Source organism: Chryseobacterium sp. SIMBA_029 (assembly GCF_046535275.1).
Classification (GTDB): Bacteria; Bacteroidota; Bacteroidia; order Flavobacteriales; family Weeksellaceae; genus Chryseobacterium.
This window is the reverse complement of the sequence record NZ_JAWRXA010000003.1, coordinates 52,100-75,889: the sequence shown is the minus strand read 5'-3', so window position 1 is coordinate 75,889 and position 23,790 is coordinate 52,100. Positions and strand designations below refer to the sequence as shown.

The window sequence follows — 23,790 nt, the reverse complement described above, 5'->3', positions numbered from 1 at the left end:
TTTTACTCAGTTTTTCGAAAAATCTTGAAGTAATTAAAGCCAAGAATAAGAATTTCCCGATTTCCAAAAATTAAAATATTAATTTTGTGCTGTATGAAAATTCAGCACATTTTTTTTGACCTGGACAATACGCTCTGGGATCACCGCAAGAACGCCTATCTTACCATCAAAACTCTTTTTGAAAAACAGGAAATCAACTTGAAATATGGAATTGATTTTGAAGAATTTCATGCGGTATATCATGAGATTAACGAAAAGCTTTGGGAAGATATACGGGATGGCCTTATCGGAAAAGAATATTTAAGAAAGCACCGCTTTTATGATACATTCAACCGCTTTGGTGTGGATGACGAAGAACTTTCCCAATTTTTTGAAGAACATTTTCTGGATAAAATCCTTAATCATAATGAACTGGTAGAAGGTGCCGCCTATATACTGGAATATCTGAAATCTAAAAAATATACTTTACATATTATTTCAAACGGGTTTCAGGAAGTAACGGAAAGAAAATGTATCCTCTCTGGAATTGCCCATTATTTTCAAACGATTACGAGCGCTGATTCTGTTGGGGTAAGAAAACCTAAACCTGAAATTTTTGAGTATTCATTAGGTCTTTCCAAGGCATTGAAGGAAGAAAGTATTCTGATAGGTGATGATTGGGTGGCAGACGTTGTAGGAGCCCGGAATTTTGGGATAGATGTTATTTTCTTTGATGTATATCATGAAAACAGGCAGGAGGAAAACCTGAAGGCGGTTACGCATCTTTTACAGCTCAAAGAATACCTTTAAAAAAAATATTTTACTGCATTCCTAATTCTTTCCTAAATGATTATAGAATTTTGCTTGACAATTTAATAAGTAAAATTCTATCATATGAAAAATTTAAGAAAAATTACACAAGCATTCAGTATCATTTTCCTGTTAATGGCGGGTTCTATCTTTGCTCAGGATAAAGCGATACATCCTAATCAGCTTCCAAAGGCGGCAAAAAGCTTTCTGGCAGCTCATTTTAAAGGAATAACGGCCGGTTCTGTTATAGAAGACCGTGAAATATACGGAGTAGATGAGTACAAAGTTCTCTTAATCAATGGCGTAAAAGTAGAATTTGACCGCAATGGAAACTGGAAAGAAGTTGATGGGCAGCACCAAAAGCTTCCGTATGGTTTTATTCCGGCATCTATTAAAAACTACGCTGCTAAAACCTTTCCCAATACGTTTATCGTTAAGATAGAGAAAGAACGTTGGTCTTATAAAGCCGAACTTTCTAACGGTATTGATCTGGAATTCGACAAAAATGGAAATTTTAAAAGAATTGACGATTAATACAGTGGGTAAGCCGGGGATGAAAAGTCCTGTTTTTTAACAACTAAATGGTAACGATATGATCAATTGGAATATAATGAGTGGTAAAGCGGTTAGAAAAAACATTTTGAGCTATATCACGAGAAATCATCCATGTGCTGTGGTTGATTCTATAGAAAACACAAGCAATACCTACAATATAAGATTAATGAATGGTAGGGCTTTGATTTTTAATTCAAAAGGAATTTTTTTAAGAACTCTCTTTTTAAAATAACTGCATCATAGCCTCCTGAAAAAGGAGGTTATTTTGGCGAAAGGGAAAGTTTTTTCTGAAAATTAATCTTATATTACTTCAACAATTCTTAGTATGAAAATTCTTATTATAGAAGATGAACCTGAACTCAGGAATATCGTGCAAAACTTCCTGGAAGCTGAGCATTTTATTGTAGAGCATGCCTCTGACTATACATCCGGGCTTGAAAAGATCATTTCTTATGAATATGACTGTATCCTTTTGGATATTATGCTGCCTGATGGTAATGGAATGGATCTGCTGAAGGAAATTAAAAATATGCATAAGAAAGATCCTGTGATCATTTTATCGGCTAAAGATTCAGTGGATGATAAGGTGAACGGATTGGAAATAGGCGCGGATGACTATCTGGCGAAGCCATTTCACCTTGCAGAATTAATGGCGCGGATCAAATCGGTGATAAGAAGGAAAAACCAGGATGGTGAAAATACAATCAGTTATAAAAATATTTATATTGATCCTGAAAAAAGAACGGTGAAGATAGGAGAGACTGAACTTATTCTGAACAGGAAAGAATATGATCTTCTCTACTACTTTGTAATACATCCGGAAAAAACGCTCCAGAAAACGATGCTTGCGGAAGCCATTTGGGGAGATTATATTGATCAGGCAGACAGCCTGGATTTTATTTATTCACAGATTAAAAATCTTCGTAAAAAGTTAAAAACGCTCAACGCAGAAGCAGATTTTCAGGCGGTTTACGGAATTGGTTATAAATTTGTCTGATGAAGATTTCGTTAAAATATTACACCATAAAATATCTGATTACGATCCTGCTGTTTATCATTGCAGTATGGGCCGCCTTATTCTATGCCTATATTTTAGATGAAGTGTATGATAATGTGGATGATGGTCTTAAAAACAGGAAGATACAGATTATAAAAGCAGTGTACTTTGACGAAAATTTATTGAAGAATAATGAATTTGGTTTTAATGAGTTTAAAATTAATCCCGTTTCTGCTTCTTCATATAAGCCTAAAAACCGATTGTACAATAAAATGTACTATATGGAATATGATGATAAAGACCAGCCTTACCGGGTTCTTGAAACAGACTTTATAGACCAGTTCGGAAAGACTCAGCAGTTGGTGATCAGAACGTCAACGGTAGAACAGGATGAGCTGGTGTATGACCTCACCACGGCATTGATTGTATTGTACCTGCTGTTGGTCGTGAGCATCATTGCGGTGAATGGATTTCTCCTTCATAAAGCAATGCGGCCTTTTTATCTGATTCTGGATAAACTTAAAAAATATCAGTTTGGGATTCCGCCTTCGGAAATGCCGCAAGATTTTTCTATTAAAGAGTTTGAAGAACTGGATATAGAAATCAACGAGATGATAGAACGTAATGAACGTGCTTTTCATCAGCAAAAACAGTTTATAGAAAATGCTTCTCACGAACTGCAGACTCCTTTGGCAATTGCCATTAATAAAATCGATCTGGCGATTCAGAATGATGAGCTGGATAAGAAAAACCTGAATTTCTTAAACGAGGTTAAAAATGATCTCCGAAGAATGTCCGGACTGAATAAATCCTTGTTAATGCTTTCGAAAATTGATAACAATCAATTTGCAAAAACCGTGAATGTTAATTTTAATGAACTGATCAGTGAGCTGCTTAATGAATATCAGGATTTTATAGAATACAAGAAAATTGAGGTTAATCTAGTAGAAAAAGAAGTTTTGGAAGCCAATTTTAACCGGGATCTGGCAGATATTTTACTCTCCAATCTGCTTAAGAATGCAGTTAAATATAACCGTCAGCATGGAACGATTCAGATTATTACAGAAAAGGAAAGAATTGTATTTCAAAATACGGGTACCGGAGTTTCATTAGACCCATCCCAGATTTTCAATCGGTTTTATAAACAGGGTTCAGACCATAGCTCTACCGGTTTAGGCCTTTCTATCATCAGGTCTATAATAAAACAATATCCCGGATGGGATATTGCCTATGAGTTTGATGAAGGGATGCATTACTTTATGCTCTCTAAAAATGCGGGATAATGCACCCCTTATATTTAGTAATTAAATTCCTAAACTTTCTCTTACTCTTGTAATGGTTTGTGTTGCGATAGCTCTTGTCTTTACAGCACCTTCCTGAAGTTTAGCTTCCAGTTCGTCAAGGTGAGTCATATAATATGCAAAGATTTCTCTTTCTTTAGCAAATCGGTCGGTGATAAGATTTAAAAGTTCCATTTTTGCATGGCCGTACCCAAAGTTTCCGGCAAGATATTTAGCTCTTAACTCCTCAGTCTGTTCAGGGGTTGCAATCAGTTCATAAATAGCAAAAACCTTATCGGTAGAAGGGTCTTTAGGTTCTTCCAACGATTTAGAATCCGTTTCAATGCTCATCACCTGCTTTTTAAGCTCCTTATCAGAAAGGAAAATGTTAATGATATTTCCTCTGGATTTAGACATCTTGTGTCCATCTGTTCCAGGGACATATTTTGTGTTCTCCTGAAGCTCAGCCTGTGGAAGTACCAATACTTCTCCCATCTGGTTATTAAACCTTGATGCTACATCACGTGCAATTTCTAAATGCTGAAGCTGATCTTTTCCTACAGGTACAACCTCTGCATCATATAATAGAATATCAGCAGCCATTAAAATAGGATATGTAAACAAACCGGCGTTCACATCCTGAAGACGGTCTGCTTTATCTTTAAATGAATGAGCCAGCGTTAATCTCTGATAAGGAAAAAAACATGATAAATGCCAAGATAGTTCACAGGTTTCAGGGATATCACTTTGTCTGTAAAAGAATGTTTTTTCAGTATCTAATCCACAAGCAAGCCAAGCCGCAGCAATCTCGTAGGTATTTTGTTTCAGCTCCTTTGCATCTTTTATCTGGGTAAGAGAATGCAGGTTTGCAATGAATAAAAACGATTCATTTCCTTCCTGTTTGGATAGTTCAACAGCAGGAATGATGGCCCCAAGTAAATTTCCAAGATGGGGTGTTCCGGTGGCTTGAATGCCGGTAAGAATTCTTGACATTTTAAAATTATTTATAAAAATTAATGAATTGCAAATTTAAGGGGTTTGGGGGAATAATGAATTAAAAGATTAAGGAATTAAAACCTTCTCCCCGCCGAATTTAGGTTCTACCCCAAACAAAAGGTCCCAATATACTTTTGCTTTCGCCAGATATTCACGCATATTGGTTTTAAACCCGGCATATTTGTTGACATCATTCGCATTGTATCCAAAGGCTTTCATTCCATTTTTTCGGGCTAAAAAAACCGCTCTTTCATTGTGGAATTTCTGTGAAATAATCACCAGTCGAGTCTGTCCGAAGATATCTTTAGCCCTGACCACAGAATCCAGTGTTCTGAACCCAGCATGATCCATAAATATGTGGTCTTTCGGAATGCCATACTGCATTAAAGCCAGCTGCATGTCTTCAGGTTCGTTATAGTCTTTGGTACTGTTGTCACCGCTTACAATAATGTATTTGATTTTTCCGCTTTTGTATAAATCAATAGCTGCCTGAATCCTGTTATAGAAATAAGTATTAGGCAGACCGTTGCTTAAGGTTTTTCCGGTGCCCAGCAATAATGCTGTTTTCGTTTCCGGAACTTCAGCTATTTTGTAAGAGACAAACGGCGCACTGTCTTTCCTGATGCTGTAATTGGCCCAGGCTATAAAAATAATTCCTGCAACCAAAAGAAGCAGGAAAAATATGAAGATGTTTTTTATAATTTTTTTCATCGAATGGTACTTCTTTTAAAATTCGAGGCCGTTCGGGAATGCTTTTTTTCTGAAAATAAGCAAGAAAGCGGCTCCTACTGTGATCGCTGAGTCTGCAACATTGAAAATGTATTTAAAGAACTCTAAATGTTTTCCGCCGATCAATGGGATATTATCCGGCACATACCAGTCTACGATTGGGAAGTGAAGCATATCTACTACACACCCTCTCATAAAAGTAGAATAGCCTTGCCCTACTGGAACCATTTTGGAGATACCTCCATAGCCAATCCATCGGTCGATACTTGCATCATACATTGTTCCGCTGTCGAAAATAAGTCCGTAGAACATTCCATCGATCAGATTACCGATTGCTCCGGCAAATATAACTGCCATTGGAATTAATAAATAATTGGATTCCCCTCTCTGCAGCCATTTTTTGAAAAGGTAGATCATTCCACCGATTAAAAATATTCTTACAATAACAAGGAAATACTTACCGATAACCCCCCCGAAATGAAATCCATAGGCCATCCCCGGATTCTCTACAAAAGTTAATTTAAAACCTGGAAGTATGGAAATACTATCATCAAGGTTAAAATGCGTTTTAACGTATATTTTTGAAGCCTGATCAATTAACAGAATAAGAAAAGTTACAGCTAAAATCTTTTTCATTACAGTCCTTTTGGTTTATAAGGTTTTCCTATTTTTTCATTCTTTTTTTCGATAACTTTCTTGATCGTTTTTTGATTATGGAATGTGTTTTTGGTGTGGAATTTTTCAAATTGAATATTCATGTCTTTTAAAACACTTTTCAAAGCATTCAATTCCATTGCATTTTTAGTGTGGACGATAATAGATTCCATATGTTCTCGATTTAAATTTTTACTTTTTAGACAGTTCATCAAGTCTTTTTCTGTCTTTTGCAGACAGGTCATTGATCCCGTTCTTGCCCATTTTACTTAAAAGATGGTCGATTTCTTTTTCCCTTTCCCGTTTATCTGAATTGAACTGATCATCAATTGTGTAGTTTCTGGGTTGAGCAGGAAAGAATTTGGTTTTGATCCATTCTCTGTTGAAAAACCCTAAAACGACAATAAGGACAACGCCTAAAATCAAATATTCGCTCATGGATATATATTAAAAATTAGGTTTATAAAGTATTGATGAAATACAATATAAACCCAAATTTATTTACAAACCCTGAAGGTTTATTTTTGCATATTTTTAGCTTCAATACTAAGTGTAGCGTGAGGAACGGCAAGAAGTCTTTCCTTAGGGATAAGCTTTCCTGTTACTCTGCATACTCCGTACGTTTTGTTCTCTATTCTTATCAGAGCATTTTTCAGATCGCGTACAAATTTCTCCTGTCTTCCTGCCAGGATAGAATTTTGTTCCTTGCTCAGTGTTTCTGCCCCTTCTTCAAAAGCTTTAAAAGTAGGCGAAGTATCATCTGTTCCATTATTCTGGTCGTTGATGAAGCTTTCTCTGATCAGCTGCAGATCTTTCTCTGCTTTGTCTATTTTTTCTCTAATGATTGCTTTAAATTCCTGTAAATCAGCATCACTGTATCTTACTCTTTCGTCTGACATGTTCTTTTTCTCTTTTTTAATAAAATTATGAAATGGAATTTGAAATCCAATAACTATATGTTAATTTTTTTCAACATTTATCTTAAAATTAACCTCATCTATTTCGATTTCGTTAAAATTTGAAAGTGAAGATACAATTTCTATTTTATTTGACAAGACCTCGGATGAAATATATTCCTCATTTTTCTTGAAATCATCCAAGAATGGTGAGTTTTCTTCCAAAAAGATGTTGATCCTGTCTGTCAGCTCAAAATCTTTCTCTTTTCTAAGGTTTTGAACCCTGTTAATCAATTCTCTTGCAATTCCTTCAGATTTTAACTCTTCTGTTAGCGTCAAATCTAATGCCACAGTTGTTTTTCCATCAGAAGTTACAGTCCATCCGGGAATGTCTTTTGTTGAAATTTCAACGTCATTCATTGTGATTTCGTAACCCTGAATATCTATTTTGCCTTCTTTTTCTAGAGCTGTGATCTGTTCCGCTGAAAAATCAGCAATTTGAGCTCCCACAACTTTCATATCTTTTCCTAATTTAGGACCTAGGGTTTTAAAGTTAGGCTTGATCTGCTTGATGATTAAGTGAGCAGCTTCTTCAGCATTGATGAGCTGTAATTCTTTAACATTTACCTCCTGCTTGATCAGTTCTGCAACCGCCAGAATCTGTGCCTCTGCTTTGGCGTCCAGTACCGGAACTAATACTTTCTGTAAAGGCTGGCGTACTTTTACATTTTCCTTTTTTCTTAAAGAGAAGACCATACTCGTAATGCTTTGTGCCAAATGCGTTTTTTCAACCAGATCCTGATCGATCAGGCTTTCATCTGCAACAGGGAAATCCGTTAAATGCACAGATTCACCGTTTTCTTTACCTGTAACCTTATTAAGATCCTGATACAGCTGATCCATAAAGAATGGAGCAATAGGTGCCGATAATTTAGCAACCGTTTCCAGACAGGTATATAAAGTCTGGTAAGCAGATATTTTATCTTCCGAATAATCTCCTTTCCAGAAACGTCTTCTGCATAATCTTACATACCAGTTACTCAGGTTGTCATTTACAAACGTGCTGATGGCTCTTGCTACTCTTGTCGGTTCATAGTCTTCATAGAATGCTTTCACTTCTTTTATGAGAAGATTCAGTTCAGAAAGGACCCAACGGTCAATTTCAGGACGGTTTTCTATTTCTTTTTCAGAATAATTGAATCCATCCACATTAGCATATAATGCAAAGAATGAATACGTATTATAAAGAGTTCCAAAGAATTTTCTTCTTACTTCATCGATTCCTTCGATATCAAACTTCAGATTTTCCCAAGGGTTTGCATTCGAAATCATATACCATCTCGTAGCATCTGGTCCATAAACTGCTAATGTTTCAAACGGATCAACTCCATTTCCTTTGGATTTTGACATTTTCAGTCCGTTTTTATCCAAAACAAGCCCATTACTCATTACATTTTTATAGGCAACTGAATCAAAAACTGCAGTTCCGATCGCATGAAGTGTATAGAACCATCCACGCGTCTGGTCAACACCCTCTGCAATGAAATCTGCAGGGAATGCTTTACGGGTGTCGATTAATTCTTTATTTTCAAAAGGATAATGCAATTGAGCGTAAGGCATCGAACCTGAATCGAACCAAACGTCAATCAGGTCGCTTTCACGTTTCATTGCTTTTCCGGAATCTGAAACTAAAATTACTTTATCAACTACATTTTTATGAAGATCAACTAAAGAATAGTTCTCCTCAGACATATTTCCGATTTCGAAATCTTTGAAAGGATTTTCCTGCATGAATCCTTTTTCAACAGATTTTTCAATCTCATTGTATAATTCTTCTACAGAACCAATGATCTTTTCTTCTTTTAAATCTTCCGTCCTCCAGATCGGCAAAGGAATTCCCCAATATCTTGAACGCGAAAGGTTCCAGTCGTTTACATTTTCAATCCAGTTTGCAAAACGTCCTTCTCCCGTTGATTTAGGCTTCCAGTTGATTTCTTTATTTAAATCTACCAGTCTGTCTTTCACAGCGGTCATTTTCACAAACCATGAATCCAGCGGATAGTACAATACAGGCTTATCAGTTCTCCAGCAGTGTGGATAGCTGTGAACATATTTCTCTACTTTGAAGGCTTTATTTTCTGTTTTTAATAAAATGGCCAGCTCTACATCCCAGGATTTTTCAGGCGCAGTTCCATCATCGTAATATTCGTTCTTGATGTATTTTCCGGAGAATAATTCAGGAACATTTTCTCCCTTGATAAATCTTCCCTGTAAATCTACCAGCGGAACCAGATTGTCATTTTCGTCTTTTATCAACATTGGCGGAATTCCGGCTTCTTTTGCCACTCTTGCATCATCCGCACCAAAAGTAGGAGCGATGTGAACGATACCGGTTCCGTCCTCAGTCGTTACAAAATCTCCTAAAATTACTCTGAACGCTTTTTCAGGAGTGTCGTTTGGAGCAAACCAGGGAACTAATTGCTCGTATTGAGTTCCGGTTAATTTTACTCCTGTAAATTCTTTTAAAATTTGATAAGGAATCGTCTTACTTTCTGATGTATAATTAGCGAAATCTTCATGACTTCCTTCCACATACTTTTTACCAAAGTTCTTTTCTAAAAGTACTCTCGCTAAAACAACGGTTATCGGTTCAAAAGTATATTGATTAAACGTTTTAACTAAGACATATTCAATATCTCTTCCTACAGCCAACGCTGTGTTGGAAGGCAGGGTCCATGGAGTGGTCGTCCATGCAAGAATGCTTACGTGTCCTTCAGCATCACTAAATAATTCAGAAGATTCTTTCTTTACTTTAAACTGAGCGACCACTGTAGTATCAGAAACATCGTGATAAGTTCCAGGCATATTTAATTCCGCAGAAGAAAGTCCTGTTCCTGCTTTTGGAGAATAAGGCTGGATGGTGTAGCCTTTATACAACAATTCTTTGCTGTATAATTGCTTAAGCAGCCACCAAACGGTCTCCATGTATTTTGACTTATATGTAATATAGGGATCCTCAAGATCTACCCAATATCCTATTTTTTCTGTCAGTTCATTCCACACGTCTGTATAACGCATTACCGCTTCACGACATGCTTTGTTGTAATCTTCAATAGAAATCTTTTTGCCAATATCTTCTTTAGTGATTCCTAATTCCTTTTCAACACCCAGCTCCACAGGAAGTCCATGAGTGTCCCATCCCGCTTTACGGAAAACCTGTTTTCCGTTCTGGGTTTGGTAACGGCAGAAAATATCTTTTAACGCTCTTGCCATTACGTGGTGAATTCCAGGCATACCGTTTGCTGAAGGCGGACCTTCATAAAATACAAACTCGGGTTGACCCTCACGAATTTCAACACTTTTATTGAAAGTTTCATTTTGTTTCCAAAATTCCGATACGTTCTCGGCTATATCAATAAGGTTGAGGTTTTTATATTCTTTAAATTGGCTCATTGTATTATCTCAATATCGTTGATTAATTAAGTCTGCAAATTTAGTGATTTTTTGTCGGTTTATAATATATGTTTTATTTTGATATCATCTATTAAAAACTTCAATTTCAGAAATATAAATGCTGGGAGGTTTATCAAGGGAATTGCTAATGATAAATGAGTCTTTATTTTAATTTAAATTACTGCAAATTTTCGTATTTCCTTGCGGATTTTGCAGATTGCACAAATGCTATTTACCAAACTATTTGACCGCAAACATCTGTGAAGATTTGTGTCATCTGTGGTCATAAAGGCTCCGTAATTTTCTCTTAGCATAGATTTTACAACATCATGAATTTAATGTAAGTGTTTTATTTTACTCTCGCAGATTCTGCAGATCATGCAGATTTTAAACGCAAACCTCTGTAAAAATTTGTGCAATCTGTGGTTATAAAGGCTCTGCAATTTTCTCCCTGCGTAGATTTTACAATATTATAGCTACATTTTACATGAATACCTCCATACAATATCTAAGTTTTAATAAATTTGTCTTCTAAAAATTACAATCATTGGAATTCTATCCATCAATAGAACGATCAAACGTTCAGGAAATCAAAACAATTCAGGAGAAAAAACTTCAGGCGCTTTTGGTGTATCTTCAAAACAACTCTCCATTCTACCAGAAATTATTCACAGAACATGATATCAACATTCATGATATTCAGTCTTTAGAAGATCTGCAGAAAATCCCTACAACCACAAAGAATGATCTTCAGGAGCATAACCACGATTTTTTCTGCATTCCGCCGGATAAAATTGTCGATTATAGTACGACTTCAGGAACTCTGGGGGATCCGGTAACTTTTGGATTGTCTGACAGTGACCTTGAAAGACTGGCCTACAATGAAGCGGTTTCTTTTGCCTGTGCGGGGATCCAAAAAGGCAATGTGGTACAAATGGTAACCACAATTGATAAAAGATTTATGGCGGGACTGGCTTATTTTCTGGGTTTGAGGAAAATGGGAGCCAGTGTGGTACGAATGGGTCCGGGAATTCCTGAATTGCAATGGGATTCTATTTTCAGATACCGGCCGAAATATCTGATCACCGTTCCTTCTTTTCTACTGAAAATGATTGATTATGCTGAAAAACATGGAATAGATTATAAAAGTTCCAGTGTGTATGGGGCTGTTTGTATTGGAGAAAGCATCAAAAATCAGGATTTTACAGATAATATTCTTTCCCAGAAAATCAAAGAAAAGTGGAATATTAAATTATTCTCAACGTATGCCTCGACAGAAATGAGCACCGCTTTTACCGAATGTGAATTTCAGGTTGGAGGGCACCATCATCCTGAACTGATCATCACTGAAATTCTTGATGATAATGAGAATCCAGTAAAAGAAGGAGAAAGCGGTGAGCTGACGATTACCACATTAGGCGTAGAAGCAATTCCTTTGTTAAGGTTTAAAACCGGTGATATCGTAAAAGCGCATTATGAACCTTGTCAATGTGGAAGGACAACGATGCGTTTGGGACCCGTGTTAGGAAGAAAACAGCAGATGATCAAATACAAAGGGACAACGCTGTATCCTCCTGCAATGACTGATATCCTGAATGATTTTAATACCATTTCCTGCTATCAGATTGTTATTCAGTCTAATGAATTGGGATTGGATGAAATTATCATTAAAGTAAGTACAGAAGAAGAACATGACAATTTTGTCAATGAGGTGAGAGACCATTTCCGTGCAAAATTAAGAGTAAGTCCAAAAATTGAAGTGATAGACTTTGCGGTTTTGTCTAAGACAGTCTTTCATCCAAATAGCAGAAAACCAATCACTTTTGTTGATTTAAGATAGGTTGCTAAGAGATAGAAAAATATCATCAGTAGATATAGATATAAAAAACCGGCCCGAATTTCAGGCCGGTTTTTTATGATTATTCTTGCTTTTGCTCTCTTTCGGACTTGATCAAATTCGCAAGGTTTTTAATTACCGTATCATGTTTCTTTACAAAAGGATTGTCTTTATTCCATACATATCCCGCTAAAACGGCACATATTTTCCTCTTTACATCTTCATTTTCAGGCCGGTGGAAGAATAATTCCTGAAGGTTTCCGGTATACCATTCCTTTACATAGGTGGTGAAAACATCTACACCGTATAATATATAGTCGGTATATTCTTTCTGCCAGTCTATAGTTTCTCCATTCAGCTGTCTTATCGCCAGTTTTGCGGCAAGCATTCCTGATTCTGTGGCAAATGCCATTCCTGATGAGAAAACGGGATCAAGGAATTCCGAGGCATTGCCAGTTAATGCAAATCCATCACCGAATAATTTTTTAACAGAACATGAATAATCTTTCAGATGTCTGGGTTCAAAAAGGAAATCTACGTCTCCAAAACGCTTAACATAATAATCAGAAAGGGAAATTGCCTTTTTAAGGGCCTCAGTCGGGTCTCCGTTTGAGGACAGTTTTTCAATATAATCAGTCGGGCCAACAATTCCTATGCTTGTATTTCCATTAGAAAAAGGAATCACCCAAAGCCATACTTCAGTTTCAATAATATCAAAAGAAATCAAGGTTCCTTCAACACCTTCCTCTCTGTTAAGATCTTCTACATGGGCGAAAATAGCAGAATGGGGAGAAAGTTTTGAGGGTTTTTCAAGATCAAGAAGACGGGGAAGTACTCTTCCGTAACCGCTAGAATCAATGACAAACTTGGAATGAATTTCCTTCATTTCGCCATTTTTATTTTTGACTGTGGTGATAGAATCTGTTCCGTTGAATGTAATCCCAACAACCTCAGTTTCAAACTCAAGGTCAACTCCTTTATTAATCACCTCCTGTGCCAGGGTATTATCAAAATCAGCTCTTGGAACCTGCCAGGTCCAGTTCCAGCCTTCGCCGAATTTATCACTGAAATCAAAAAGACAAACCTCGTCACCTCTTAAGAAGCGGGCGCCCAGTTTTTTTTCAAAACCCATGGCATCCAGAGCAGGAAAAAGACCAGCTTCTTCAAAATGGTCCATTACCCTGGGGATTAAACTTTCACCGACAACCAATCTTGGGAATTTTGTTTTTTCAACAACCTTCACGTTGATATTGTTCTTCTTTAAGTATGAAGAAGATACGCATCCGGAAGGCCCAGCTCCGATTACGAGAACATCAACAAATTCTTTGCTCATCTTGATTTTTTATTTTAATAATAACTTCTATCTTTGCCGCAAAATTAGTGACAAATAATTAATATTTTACAAAATTAGCAACTATTACTTTTAATTGATGAAAATAAATAACTTTTTAGAACTGAAGGATTTTCAAAAAATTATCATTGGGAATGAAAAAATAGAATTGGATGATTCTCTGCTACATAGAGTGGAAGCCAGTTTCCAATTTTTAAAAGAATTTTCGAAAAACAAAGTAATATATGGGGTAAATACTGGTTTCGGGCCGATGGCTCAATTTAAAATCAGTGATGAAGACACCCATCAGCTTCAGTATAATCTCATAAGAAGTCATTCTTCCGGCATCGGAAATCCTCTGCCTGCACAGGAAGTTAAAGCCTGTATGCTGGCGAGATTAAACACCTTATCATTAGGAAACTCCGGAGTACACCATTCTGTAATTGACCTCCTTAGAGAATTGATTAACAGAGATATTACGCCACTTATTTTTGAACATGGCGGAGTAGGGGCGAGCGGCGATCTTGTACAGCTTGCTCATCTGGCATTAGTCCTGATCGGTGAAGGAGAAGTTTTCTATAAAGGAGACCGGAAATTAACCAAAGAAGTTTTTGAAATTGAAGGATTGAATCCTATAAAAGTAGAGATCCGTGAAGGACTTGCTTTAATGAACGGGACATCCGTAATGTCAGGAATCGGTATTGTGAACGCTTACAAAGCGAATCAACTGACAGATATTTCAATCAAACTTTCTTGTGCGATCAATGAAATTGTTCAGGCGTATGATGATCACTTATCAGAAGCGTTGAACGGAACCAAAAAGCACTACGGTCAGCAGAAAGTTGCAGAAAGAATGCGTGCTCATTTGTCTGATAGCAAGCTGATTAGAAAGAGAGCGGACCACCTGTACACTCACTTTGAAGAGCAGGAAAAAGTATTTAAAGAAAAAGTTCAGGAATATTATTCATTAAGATGTGTTCCGCAGATCTTAGGACCTGTTTTAGATACGTTGGAATATACAGAGAATGTCCTTGAAAATGAGATCAATTCAGCCAATGATAATCCGATTATTGATGTTGAAGGCCAGCACGTATACCACGGTGGAAACTTTCATGGCGATTATATTTCATTGGAAATGGACAAACTGAAAATTGTAGTGACCAAACTTACCATGCTTGCTGAAAGACAGTTAAACTATCTGCTGAATGCAAAAATCAATGAAATTCTGCCTCCATTTGTGAATTTGGGAAAATTAGGATTCAATTTCGGGATGCAGGGAGTTCAGTTTACGGCAACTTCTACGACGGCTGAAAGCCAAATGCTGTCCAACTCAATGTATGTTCACAGTATTCCTAATAATAATGATAATCAGGATATTGTAAGCATGGGGACCAATGCTGCAGTGATCTGCAGGAAGGTAATTGAAAATGCATTCGAAGTATTGGCGATTGAAGCTATTACCATTGTGCAGGCTATTGAATATCTGGGTTTTCAGGATGAAATATCTTCATCTACAAAAGAATTGTATGATGAAATAAGAAAGATTATTCCAGCCTTTTCAGATGATATGGTTATGTATCCTTATCTGGAGAAGGTGAAGCAGTATCTTAAAGGAACCAAAGCATGAAAAAAGTAATCATTTTTTCATTATTTTTCCTTTGGCAATCCATATTTGCCCAAAAACTGGCATTAGTTAAAGAAAAAGCCAAAATTGGCTATATCGATACATCAGGTACATATAGTATAGAACCGAACTTTGATACCGCGAAAAGTTTTTCAGAAGGACTGGCTGCTGTAAAAATGGGAAAGCTCTGGGGATTTATAGGCAAAGACGGTAAGATGGAGATCGAACCTGCCTTTTCAAATGTGAAAGATTTTCATGACGGAATCTGTATGGCTGAAAGTGATGGTGCCTGGTATTATATCAATAAAAAAGGAGAAAAACTGACGATGCCTTCTTCCGATAAGCTCTATGATTTTAATGAAGGACTGGCTTTGATGAAAGTAGCCGGAAAAATCGGAGCCTTTGATACCAATGGCAAAGTAATCATCCCTGCAGCATATGATGTGATTAAACCTTTTAACAATGGGTTTGCAAAAGTATCTAAAAAAGGGCAATGGGGAATCATTGATACCACCGGGAAATTAATTGTCCCGTTAGAATATGACAATATTGGAGAATATGTGAACGGCATTACCTGGGCACAGAAAGGAGATGCCTATGGAATTATTGATGGTGATCTGTTCAGAGAATTGGAAGGAGCCGACGATATCTGGGACTTTGGAAGTCAATCTATCACTTACGCCCGCAAAAATGGGAAAGTAGGATTTACGGATAAAACAGGGACCTGGATTATAGAGCCTAAGTTTGACAAAGCAAGAGCTTTTAACCAAAACCTGGCTCCCGTATCTGTAGGAGGAAAATGGGGGTACATAGGCCTGGATGGGAACTATGTGATTGAACCTGCTTATAATGATGCTGAGGTGTTCAGTGACGACCGTCTTGCACCGGTAAAAGGAAAAAGCTGGGGTTTCATTGATCCTTCAGGAAAACTGGTAATTCCGATGGAATATGACATCTCCGTAAGTTTTGGATTCAATGAAAAGAATAAAGGTTTCAATGATGGTGTTTCCAGAGTGAAGAAATCCGGGAAATGGAGCTTTATTGATACATCCGGAAACGTATTGGGAAATAAATGGTTCTATAATGCAGAACTTTTTCAAAATTAAAAAAAACTAACACTAAGACATGAAATGTGCAATAGTAACAGGAGGCTCCAGAGGAATCGGAAGAGCAATCTGTATCAAACTCGCAGAAGAAAAAAATTATCACCTGCTGATCAATTTTGCATCCAATGAAAAGGCTGCAAAAGAAACATTAGCCAAAGTAGAAGAACTTGGTGCTACAGGAGAAATCCTTAAATTTGATGTTGGAAATGCAGAAGAAACGCAAAGCGTTTTAGAACAATGGCAGGAGAGAAACCCTGATGCTGTGGTAGAAGTGATCGTAAATAATGCAGGAATAACAAGAGATGGCCTGTTTATGTGGATGCAGAGAGAAGACTGGAACAGTGTGATTAACACGAGTTTAAATGGGTTTTTCAACGTAACGAATTTCTTTATTCAAAAATTATTAAGGAATAAATACGGACGAATCATCAATATGGTATCGGTTTCCGGAGTAAAAGGAACAGCCGGCCAGACCAATTATTCTGCAGCAAAAGGCGCTTTGGTTGCCGCTACAAAGTCTCTGGCACAGGAGATTGCTAAAAGGAATATCACGGTGAATGCCGTAGCGCCTGGATTTATCAGGACAGATATGACGCAGGATTTTAATGAAGATGAATTGAAAGCGATGATTCCTGTCAACAGGTTTGGTGAAGCAGAAGAAGTGGCAGACCTGGTTGCATTCTTAGCGTCCAGAAAAGCTTCCTATATTACAGGAGAAGTGATTAATATTAACGGAGGAATTTACTCTTAAATAATGTAACAATTTGGCAATATAACAATCTACCAATCTACCAGTGTCCATTACCTCATTGTTATACTGCCAGACTTATACATTTCTAAATTAAATAAAATGGAAAATAGGGTTGTAATTACCGGAATGGGAATTTATTCTTGCATCGGGATCTCTTTAGAAGAGGTCAAGGAATCCCTATATCAAGGAAAATCCGGTATCGTTTTAGACCAGGAAAGAAAAGAATTTGGATTCAGATCCGGATTAACGGGTGTAGTTCCCAAACCAGACCTTAAAAACTATCTCAATAGAAGACAGCGCGTAAGCATGGGTGAAGAAAGCGAATATGCTTATCTCGCAACCCTGGATGCACTGGCGCAGGCGAAAATCGACCAGGACTTTTTAGATCAGTACGAAGTCGGGATATTATATGGAAATGACAGCGTTTCTAAAGCGGTTGTAGAATCCATAGACATCGCAAGAGAAAAAAAAGACACTACTTTAATGGGCTCGGGAGCGATTTTTAAATCGATGAACTCCACCGTTACCATGAACCTTTCAACGATTTTTAAATTGAGAGGGATCAATCTTACCATCAGTGCGGCCTGTGCAAGCGGATCTCATTCGTTGGGACTGGCTTACATGATGATTAAAAATGGTTTTCAGGAAATGATCATTTGCGGCGGAGCTCAGGAAACCAATAAATATTCTATGGCAAGCTTTGACGGACTGGGTGTTTTTTCAGCAAGAGAAAATGAACCCGCCAAAGCTTCAAGACCTTTTGATGCTGACAGAGACGGACTTATCCCTAGCGGAGGAGCTGCAAGTTTGGTGGTTGAAAGTCTGGAATCCGCACAAAGAAGAGGCGTGCCCATCCTTGCAGAAATTGTAGGCTATGGCTTCTCTTCCAATGGAGGACATATTTCTACTCCCAATGTAGACGGACCTGCTTTAGCCATGGACCGCGCATTAAAACAGTCCGGATTAACGGCAAAGGATATTGATTACATCAATGCCCACGCTACCTCTACACCATTAGGAGATGCCAATGAAGCGAAGGCAATTTATGAGATCTTCGGAGGTGAGGTTCCGGTAAGTTCTACAAAATCAATGACGGGTCATGAATGCTGGATGGCGGGTGCGAGTGAAGTAATTTACTCTATTCTGATGATGCAGAATAACTTCGTTGCTCCGAATATCAACCTGGAAAACCCTGATGATGAGGCGAAAAAGATAAATTTGGTCTCAAAAACGAAAAATCAAAAAATTGATGTATTTTTGTCGAATTCTTTCGGGTTTGGGGGTACCAATTCCGCATTAATTGTAAAAAAATTTGATTAAAAACATGGAAAGGGAAAAAATTGTTGCGATCGTTAATGATTTTTTGGTCAATGAATTTGAAGTTGACAGCGACGAAATCAGCAATGATGCCAACCTTAAAACAACGCTGGGCTTAGACAGTCTGGACTATATTGATATGGTGGTGATTATTGAATCTAATTTCGGAGTGAAATTAGGCGAAGCAGATTTTAAAAAAATGATCACGTTTGACGATTTCTATACGACGATCGAAAATAAAATTATTGAAAAAAAAGCGTAATTATTGATTGAAACTTTATTTTTTAATAATGTAACAATAAAACAATGTACCAGTGTCATAACTATTTCAGCCGAAGTATTATGACACTGGTACACTGATAAATTGGTAAACTGTAAGTAATGAACAAGTGGAAAGGTAAATCTAAAGGAACCATAGCAGGATATAAAATATTCGTCTGGTGCATTAGAAATGCCGGGATCCGGAGTTCATATGGAGTGCTTTACTTCGTAGCTGCCTACTATTTTTTATTTCTCAAAAAGAGCAACCGTTATATTTCTTATTATTTTTCAAAAAGATTGGGATATGGCTTTTGGAAGACAAAAACAGCTGTGTTTAAAAGCTATTTTACCTTCGGGAAAGTGCTGATTGACAAAACGGCTATTTCCACAGGCTTAAGAGATCGATTCACTTACGAATTTGACGGCGTTGAAAACCTCAAAAATCTTTTACACGAGAAGAAAGGAGGCGTGCTGATCAGTGCCCACATTGGTAATTTTGAAATTGCAGAACACTTTTTTGCGGATATAGATTTTGACTGTCAGATTAATCTGGTGACGACCGATCAGGAAGTTACGGTCATTAAAGAATATCTGGAAAGTGTGGCGGTTAAAAAAAGCAGTATTAAATTCATCTATGTGAAAGAAGATATGTCCCATATTTTCGAGATTAATGCAGCATTATCAAAGAATGAGCTTATCTGCTTTACCGGTGACCGCTATTTCGAAGGTTCAAAATACCTCGAAGCAGATTTATTAGGGAAAAGCGCCAAATTTCCCGCCGGTCCTTTCCTGATTGCTTCCAGATTAGGTGTTCCTGTTGTGTATGTGTACGTAATGAAAGAAAAAAATCTTCATTACCATCTGTATGCACGCGTTGCACAAAACATAAAAAACCGCGATTCTCAGGGACTTTTGAACTCTTATGTTCAAAACCTTGAATCTATGATTAAAAAATATCCCCTTCAATGGTTCAATTACTTTGATTTTTGGGATGATATTGATTAATTTTTCTAATTTTATCCCCGAAAACAAATAACAAAACTCAAACTATTAAAAATATTGTAGAAATGAAGATTTTTTACAATACTAAGTGTTGCGACCTTTTAAACGTAAATATGAAGTATTGTAAAACCAGGTGCAGCTTTTGTCCTGAAAATGAGATCTTATTCTATGAAAAACACATTTTTCTCCTTTGAAAAAAGAATACGACATACTTGTAATCGGAAGCGGTTTGGGAGGCCTTGTTTCGGCTCTTATTTTGGCTAAAGAAGGCTTGAAGGTTTGCGTATTGGAGAAAAACAATCAATATGGGGGAAATCTGCAGACTTTTTCACGCGATAAACTGATTTTTGACACCGGAGTTCACTACTTAGGAGGGCTTTCAAAAGGTCAAAACCTCTATCAGTTCTTTTCCTATCTCGAAATTATGGATGATCTTGATCTCCAGAAAATGGAGGAGGACGGCTATGACCGGATTACATTCGGAGATGATGAGATTGAATATCCGCATGCTCAGGGATATGATAATTTTGTGGAACAGCTTACAGCTTATTTTCCGGATGAAAAAGAAAACTTGGAGAGCTATTGTAGTGAAATACAATATGTTTGCGCACAGTTTCCACGGTATCATGTGGTAGGAAAAGATCAGTATAACGAGGAAATCCTGCATCTCAATACCAAAAGATTCATTGAATCGGTTACCCAGAACAAAAAACTACAGTCTGTCCTGTTGGGTTCAAATTTCCTGTACGGTGGAGACTCTGAACATATTCCTTTTTATGTACATGCCCTGACGGTGAATTCATATATCCAGAGCGCTTATAAATGTGTGAAAGGAGGAAGCCAGATTTCCAAGCTATTGATCAGGAAATTAAGACAATACGGCGCTGAAGTGTACAAACATGCCGAAGTTTCCGAAATGATCTTTAATGAAAATCAGATATTAACTGCTGTAAAAACCAGATCGGGTAAAGAATATGCCGCCAAACGGTTTATTTCTAATATAGAGATCCGTACTACCATACAGCTGATCGGTAAGGACCGGTTGAAAAAATCTTTTCTCAACCGAGTCTTAAGCTGGAAGCCGGTATCATCATGCTTCAGTATTTATCTTGTTCTGAAACCTCAGTCGGTACGCAATTTTAATTATAATCGCTACCATTATTCCTCAGAAGAAATGGTCTGGAATGCTTTTAAATACACCAAAGACAAATGGCCGGAAACTTATATGCTTTCCTCAACCCCTTCAAAACATCATCCGGAATTTGCAGAAAGCCTTACGGCGATCTCCTACATGGATTTTGATGAGGTAAAAGCCTGGGAGAAAACCATCAATACCATTGCAGACGAACACGAGAGAGGAACAGCATACGAAAAGTTTAAACTTGAAAAGGCGGAAAAAATGATTAATGCCTTAGAAAAGAAAGTTCCGGGCTTAAAACGATCCATCCATAAGGTGTATACTTCTTCTCCGCTGTCATATCGTGACTATATAGGAGGTTTTGACGGAAATATGTACGGATATATGAAAAGTTCTGAAAACCCGCTGAAAACTATGGTCTCTCCCCGCACTAAAATTGATAACCTGTACCTCACCGGGCAGTCGGTTAATATGCATGGAATTTTAGGAGTTACCATCGGGGCATTCAATACCTGTGCAGAAATTCTGGGAAAGGAACGTATCGATGAACGCTTAACGCTTAACACAAATGATTAATACCAGTAAGAGTGAAGAAAAATAGTAGGCGGCATGCTGTCATCCATAACGGAATTAAGTGGAGCGAAGGATCTAAATTACCAAGTTTAGAAGTCTTCTTTAGCCGAAATGATGTAACGAAATCCTTTTTTTTTATTGTTTTAATCCTAAGTTTCACATCTTGCGGGGTCAGAAAGTCAATACAACATATTCCTGACGTACAGCAATATGCACTGGAGGTTCCAACGGTTCATAAGATCAACGATTCCACTTTTAGCTATAATCAGAATTATTTAACCAAAAATAAACAACAGTTGTGGGAGCTTTATATCAAAGGAAATCCTTTACAGCTGGGATATAATAACGGAGCACTGACTCAAAAACTGATGCAGCAGCAGGAAGAGATTTTCTTTTCCAAAGTGGAAGGTTTTGTTCCTTCGAAATTTAAACAAAAACTGCTGAGAGGCTTTCTGAAATGGTACAACCGGAAAATGTACCTGAATGTAAGAGAAGACTATCAGGCAGAATTGTATGGAATGTCTCAATATTCATCAGACCGGTATGACTTTATTGCCCCAAAATACCTGAGAAGCCTTTATCTGCATGGTGCCCACGATATCGGACATGCAATGCAGGATCTGGCGGTAGTTGGATGCAGTTCTTTAGCCGTTTGGAATGAAAATACAGAGGATGGAGACCTGCTGATCGGAAGGAATTTTGATTTCTACGTCGGTGATGATTTTGCAAAAAACAAACTGGTAGAACTGGTAGAACCAGAGCAGGGCATCCCTTATCTGTCCGTAAGCTGGCCGGGAATGATCGGAGTGGTTTCCGGGATGAATAAGGAAGGGATTACCGTGACAATCAATGCAGGGAAATCTAAGATTCCCTTAACAGCAAAAACACCTATTTCTTTGGTAACAAGGGAAATCTTACAGTATGCCAAAAATATAGAAGAAGCGATTGCCATTGCTAAAAAAAGGAAAGTCTTCGTTTCAGAATCTATTTTAGTAGGAAGCGCCCATGATAGAACGGCTGTTATTATAGAAGTTTCACCTAATAATTTCGGTGTTTATAAAGTGCAGAACAGCAGCAAGATATTTTGCACCAATCATTTTCAGTCGGAAGCTTACAAAAATGATAAGAGAAACCAGAAACATATCCTTGAAAGCCATTCGGAATATAGGTATGAAAAACTTCAGGAGCTTGTGCAGGAAAATAAAAAGCTTACACCTGAAAAGATGGCTGCCTTATTAAGAGACAAATCAGGACTGAAGGATGAAAAAATAGGATATGGGAATGAAAAGGCGATCAATCAGCTTTTAGCTCATCATGCCGTGATATTTTCACCTGAAAAAAGATTAGTCTGGGTTTCTTCAAATCCCTATCAGCTTGGAGAATTTGTGTGCTACGATCTGAATACTATCTTTTCGGAAAACAGACTGAAAAAAGGAGAGTTTGCCGTTTCAGCACTCAATATCCCTAAAGATCCTTTTGTAAATTCTGCTGATTTTAAAAATTATGAAGCCTATAAAAAGCTGAGCTCAACAATAGAGGAAGCGATTGATCATAAAAAAGAATCTTTGACAGATGATTTTATTCGTCAATATCAGTCTTTAAATCCCGATCTTTGGCTGGTCTATGAACAGGCTGGCAGGTATTATTTTAACAGAAAAGAATATCAGAAAGCAAAAGCTGAATTTGAAAAAGCACTGACAAAAGAAATTACCACCCTTCCTGATCAGAAAAAGGTAGAGAATTACCTGAAGAAAACAGAAAATAAACTAAGATGATTCCTAAAAATATAAAACTCCTATTTTGCATTCCATTCGTTATTATAATCTGTTATTTAGGATATCTTATGAGTAAATACAGCTCCATTCCTGACACCATACCCATTCATGGCTATGGAAATAATGCGGATGGATTTGGAAGTAAAAAATTCCTTTTTTTACCTGTTGTTCTCAACCTGATTATCCTGATGTTTATATGGATGTGTATCAGGAAACCGGATGCGATGAAGTTTTCCTTTGAAGTAAAAGAGGAAGATAAAGAAAAAACCTATTATATGCTTCAGATGGTGCTGGTAGTCATCGCCATATTTGTAACGATTATGACGACTCTGTTATTTTCTGATGTGGTGTATGGGTAGACTAGAATAGGATTTCACAGCTTTTATCGTCACAGTGGAAGGGAATGATCTTTCTTTTTACAGCCAGTTGGATATAAAGAAACTGTCCTAATCCTGAGACTTTCAGAAGATATAAAACCGGGATAAACAGCCAAAACACAGGAAGGCTTATCAAAATAAGATAAATCGACTGGAAGCCATAATGCCAGCTTCCGTTGTAGGAAGCCATCTGTCGGAGAGCGAGTTTCCGGTCCAGCTTAGGAAAATACGGCGACGAAAGAAAATCTCTCAACGGTTTTTCCTGAATCAGCGAGAGCCAATCAAGGTTTTTTACCAGCTTAACAAATCGGCTGCATTTCGGGCACCAGTTGTCATAAAAAATAATCATA

The 23,790-nt window shown here is 37.3% G+C and carries 23 protein-coding genes; 14 read left to right on the top strand and 9 right to left on the bottom strand.

Annotation, left to right across the window (positions count from 1 at the left end):
* Positions 1-93 precede the first annotated feature (93 nt).
* The 4 genes from SB679_RS05865 to SB679_RS05850 all read left to right on the top strand — a co-directional run bounded on the left by SB679_RS05865 (position 94) and on the right by SB679_RS05850 (position 3,624).
* Positions 94-789 (top strand): YjjG family noncanonical pyrimidine nucleotidase, encoded by a 696-nt coding sequence (locus SB679_RS05865; protein ID WP_410701325.1) that lies wholly within the window; start codon positions 94-96, stop codon positions 787-789.
* Positions 790-873: 84 nt separating this feature from the next.
* On the top strand, positions 874-1,323 hold the full coding sequence (locus tag SB679_RS05860) for a PepSY-like domain-containing protein (RefSeq protein WP_410701324.1): 450 nt from the start codon (positions 874-876) through the stop codon (positions 1,321-1,323).
* Between the two features lie 346 nt (positions 1,324-1,669).
* Entirely contained in the window at positions 1,670-2,341 is a 672-nt protein-coding gene (locus tag SB679_RS05855; protein ID WP_410701323.1) for a response regulator transcription factor, read from the top strand.
* Positions 2,341-3,624 carry a sensor histidine kinase gene (locus tag SB679_RS05850; protein ID WP_410701322.1) on the top strand — a complete coding sequence of 428 codons (1,284 nt, stop codon included), beginning with the start codon at positions 2,341-2,343 and terminating at the stop codon, positions 3,622-3,624. Before SB679_RS05855 ends, SB679_RS05850 begins: the two co-directional genes overlap by 1 nt.
* A gap of 21 nt (positions 3,625-3,645) precedes the next feature.
* On the opposite strand, the gene trpS is transcribed toward SB679_RS05850, so the two are convergent.
* The 7 genes from trpS to ileS all read right to left on the bottom strand — a co-directional run bounded on the left by trpS (position 3,646) and on the right by ileS (position 10,349).
* Entirely contained in the window at positions 3,646-4,614 is a 969-nt protein-coding gene (gene trpS, locus SB679_RS05845) for a tryptophan--tRNA ligase (protein ID WP_410701321.1), read from the bottom strand.
* A gap of 69 nt (positions 4,615-4,683) precedes the next feature.
* Positions 4,684-5,328: a vancomycin high temperature exclusion protein gene (locus SB679_RS05840; RefSeq protein ID WP_410701319.1), complete on the bottom strand. Its 645-nt coding sequence runs from the start codon at positions 5,326-5,328 to the stop codon at positions 4,684-4,686.
* Positions 5,329-5,343: 15 nt separating this feature from the next.
* Positions 5,344-5,982 (bottom strand): lipoprotein signal peptidase, encoded by a 639-nt coding sequence (locus tag SB679_RS05835; RefSeq protein WP_410701318.1) that lies wholly within the window; start codon positions 5,980-5,982, stop codon positions 5,344-5,346.
* Positions 5,982-6,173, bottom strand: coding sequence for a DUF2683 family protein (locus SB679_RS05830; RefSeq protein ID WP_034709848.1), 192 nt, complete (start codon positions 6,171-6,173; stop codon positions 5,982-5,984). Before SB679_RS05830 ends, SB679_RS05835 begins: the two co-directional genes overlap by 1 nt.
* A 19-nt stretch (positions 6,174-6,192) precedes the next feature.
* Positions 6,193-6,438, bottom strand: a complete 246-nt coding sequence (locus tag SB679_RS05825; protein ID WP_410701316.1) for a DUF6576 domain-containing protein — start codon at positions 6,436-6,438, stop codon at positions 6,193-6,195.
* 80 nt (positions 6,439-6,518) lie between these two features.
* On the bottom strand, positions 6,519-6,899 hold the full coding sequence (locus SB679_RS05820) for a TraR/DksA family transcriptional regulator (RefSeq protein ID WP_034709384.1): 381 nt from the start codon (positions 6,897-6,899) through the stop codon (positions 6,519-6,521).
* A gap of 60 nt (positions 6,900-6,959) precedes the next feature.
* Positions 6,960-10,349: an isoleucine--tRNA ligase gene (gene ileS, locus SB679_RS05815; RefSeq protein WP_410701314.1), complete on the bottom strand. Its 3,390-nt coding sequence runs from the start codon at positions 10,347-10,349 to the stop codon at positions 6,960-6,962.
* Positions 10,350-10,896: 547 nt separating this feature from the next.
* Between ileS and SB679_RS05810 the strand changes: the two genes are divergently transcribed.
* Positions 10,897-12,189 (top strand): phenylacetate--CoA ligase family protein, encoded by a 1,293-nt coding sequence (locus SB679_RS05810; protein WP_410701312.1) that lies wholly within the window; start codon positions 10,897-10,899, stop codon positions 12,187-12,189.
* Positions 12,190-12,268: 79 nt separating this feature from the next.
* On the opposite strand, the gene SB679_RS05805 is transcribed toward SB679_RS05810, so the two are convergent.
* A complete protein-coding gene (locus SB679_RS05805) occupies positions 12,269-13,519 on the bottom strand; it encodes an NAD(P)/FAD-dependent oxidoreductase (protein ID WP_410701311.1) in 1,251 nt (416 codons plus the stop codon).
* 97 nt (positions 13,520-13,616) lie between these two features.
* Between SB679_RS05805 and hutH the strand changes: the two genes are divergently transcribed.
* The 9 genes from hutH to SB679_RS05760 all read left to right on the top strand — a co-directional run bounded on the left by hutH (position 13,617) and on the right by SB679_RS05760 (position 23,422).
* Entirely contained in the window at positions 13,617-15,143 is a 1,527-nt protein-coding gene (hutH, locus tag SB679_RS05800) for an HAL/PAL/TAL family ammonia-lyase (protein ID WP_410701310.1), read from the top strand.
* Positions 15,140-16,246 (top strand): WG repeat-containing protein, encoded by a 1,107-nt coding sequence (locus tag SB679_RS05795; RefSeq protein WP_410701308.1) that lies wholly within the window; start codon positions 15,140-15,142, stop codon positions 16,244-16,246. Before hutH ends, SB679_RS05795 begins: the two co-directional genes overlap by 4 nt.
* A 19-nt stretch (positions 16,247-16,265) precedes the next feature.
* On the top strand, positions 16,266-16,997 hold the full coding sequence (gene fabG / locus SB679_RS05790) for a 3-oxoacyl-ACP reductase FabG (RefSeq protein WP_410701306.1): 732 nt from the start codon (positions 16,266-16,268) through the stop codon (positions 16,995-16,997).
* 99 nt (positions 16,998-17,096) lie between these two features.
* A complete protein-coding gene (locus SB679_RS05785) occupies positions 17,097-18,317 on the top strand; it encodes a beta-ketoacyl-[acyl-carrier-protein] synthase family protein (protein WP_410701305.1) in 1,221 nt (406 codons plus the stop codon).
* Positions 18,318-18,321: 4 nt separating this feature from the next.
* Entirely contained in the window at positions 18,322-18,576 is a 255-nt protein-coding gene (locus SB679_RS05780) for an acyl carrier protein (RefSeq protein ID WP_410701304.1), read from the top strand.
* Positions 18,577-18,695: 119 nt separating this feature from the next.
* Positions 18,696-19,580 carry a lipid A biosynthesis acyltransferase gene (locus SB679_RS05775; protein ID WP_410701303.1) on the top strand — a complete coding sequence of 295 codons (885 nt, stop codon included), beginning with the start codon at positions 18,696-18,698 and terminating at the stop codon, positions 19,578-19,580.
* Between the two features lie 187 nt (positions 19,581-19,767).
* A complete protein-coding gene (locus tag SB679_RS05770) occupies positions 19,768-21,291 on the top strand; it encodes a phytoene desaturase family protein (RefSeq protein WP_410701301.1) in 1,524 nt (507 codons plus the stop codon).
* Between the two features lie 134 nt (positions 21,292-21,425).
* Entirely contained in the window at positions 21,426-23,063 is a 1,638-nt protein-coding gene (locus SB679_RS05765) for a C45 family autoproteolytic acyltransferase/hydolase (RefSeq protein ID WP_410701691.1), read from the top strand.
* Positions 23,060-23,422, top strand: a complete 363-nt coding sequence (locus tag SB679_RS05760; protein WP_410701300.1) for a DUF1648 domain-containing protein — start codon at positions 23,060-23,062, stop codon at positions 23,420-23,422. Before SB679_RS05765 ends, SB679_RS05760 begins: the two co-directional genes overlap by 4 nt.
* A 1-nt stretch (position 23,423) precedes the next feature.
* On the opposite strand, the gene SB679_RS05755 is transcribed toward SB679_RS05760, so the two are convergent.
* The gene (locus tag SB679_RS05755; protein ID WP_410701299.1) at positions 23,424-23,789 is read right to left on the bottom strand and encodes a DCC1-like thiol-disulfide oxidoreductase family protein; all 366 of its coding nucleotides are present in this window, start codon (positions 23,787-23,789) and stop codon (positions 23,424-23,426) included.
* Position 23,790: the final 1 nt, after the last annotated feature.

Coding starts and splice junctions, on each gene's coding strand:
- SB679_RS05865 (WP_410701325.1), top strand. CDS start 94: ATGAAAATTCAGCACATTTTTTTTGACCTGGACAATACGCTCTGGGAT.
- SB679_RS05860 (WP_410701324.1), top strand. CDS start 874: ATGAAAAATTTAAGAAAAATTACACAAGCATTCAGTATCATTTTCCTG.
- SB679_RS05855 (WP_410701323.1), top strand. CDS start 1,670: ATGAAAATTCTTATTATAGAAGATGAACCTGAACTCAGGAATATCGTG.
- SB679_RS05850 (WP_410701322.1), top strand. CDS start 2,341: ATGAAGATTTCGTTAAAATATTACACCATAAAATATCTGATTACGATC.
- trpS (WP_410701321.1), bottom strand. CDS start 4,614: ATGTCAAGAATTCTTACCGGCATTCAAGCCACCGGAACACCCCATCTT.
- SB679_RS05840 (WP_410701319.1), bottom strand. CDS start 5,328: ATGAAAAAAATTATAAAAAACATCTTCATATTTTTCCTGCTTCTTTTG.
- SB679_RS05835 (WP_410701318.1), bottom strand. CDS start 5,982: ATGAAAAAGATTTTAGCTGTAACTTTTCTTATTCTGTTAATTGATCAG.
- SB679_RS05830 (WP_034709848.1), bottom strand. CDS start 6,173: ATGGAATCTATTATCGTCCACACTAAAAATGCAATGGAATTGAATGCT.
- SB679_RS05825 (WP_410701316.1), bottom strand. CDS start 6,438: ATGAGCGAATATTTGATTTTAGGCGTTGTCCTTATTGTCGTTTTAGGG.
- SB679_RS05820 (WP_034709384.1), bottom strand. CDS start 6,899: ATGTCAGACGAAAGAGTAAGATACAGTGATGCTGATTTACAGGAATTT.
- ileS (WP_410701314.1), bottom strand. CDS start 10,349: ATGAGCCAATTTAAAGAATATAAAAACCTCAACCTTATTGATATAGCC.
- SB679_RS05805 (WP_410701311.1), bottom strand. CDS start 13,519: ATGAGCAAAGAATTTGTTGATGTTCTCGTAATCGGAGCTGGGCCTTCC.
- hutH (WP_410701310.1), top strand. CDS start 13,617: ATGAAAATAAATAACTTTTTAGAACTGAAGGATTTTCAAAAAATTATC.
- SB679_RS05795 (WP_410701308.1), top strand. CDS start 15,140: ATGAAAAAAGTAATCATTTTTTCATTATTTTTCCTTTGGCAATCCATA.
- fabG (WP_410701306.1), top strand. CDS start 16,266: ATGAAATGTGCAATAGTAACAGGAGGCTCCAGAGGAATCGGAAGAGCA.
- SB679_RS05785 (WP_410701305.1), top strand. CDS start 17,097: ATGGAAAATAGGGTTGTAATTACCGGAATGGGAATTTATTCTTGCATC.
- SB679_RS05780 (WP_410701304.1), top strand. CDS start 18,322: ATGGAAAGGGAAAAAATTGTTGCGATCGTTAATGATTTTTTGGTCAAT.
- SB679_RS05775 (WP_410701303.1), top strand. CDS start 18,696: ATGAACAAGTGGAAAGGTAAATCTAAAGGAACCATAGCAGGATATAAA.
- SB679_RS05760 (WP_410701300.1), top strand. CDS start 23,060: ATGATTCCTAAAAATATAAAACTCCTATTTTGCATTCCATTCGTTATT.
- SB679_RS05755 (WP_410701299.1), bottom strand. CDS start 23,789: ATGATTATTTTTTATGACAACTGGTGCCCGAAATGCAGCCGATTTGTT.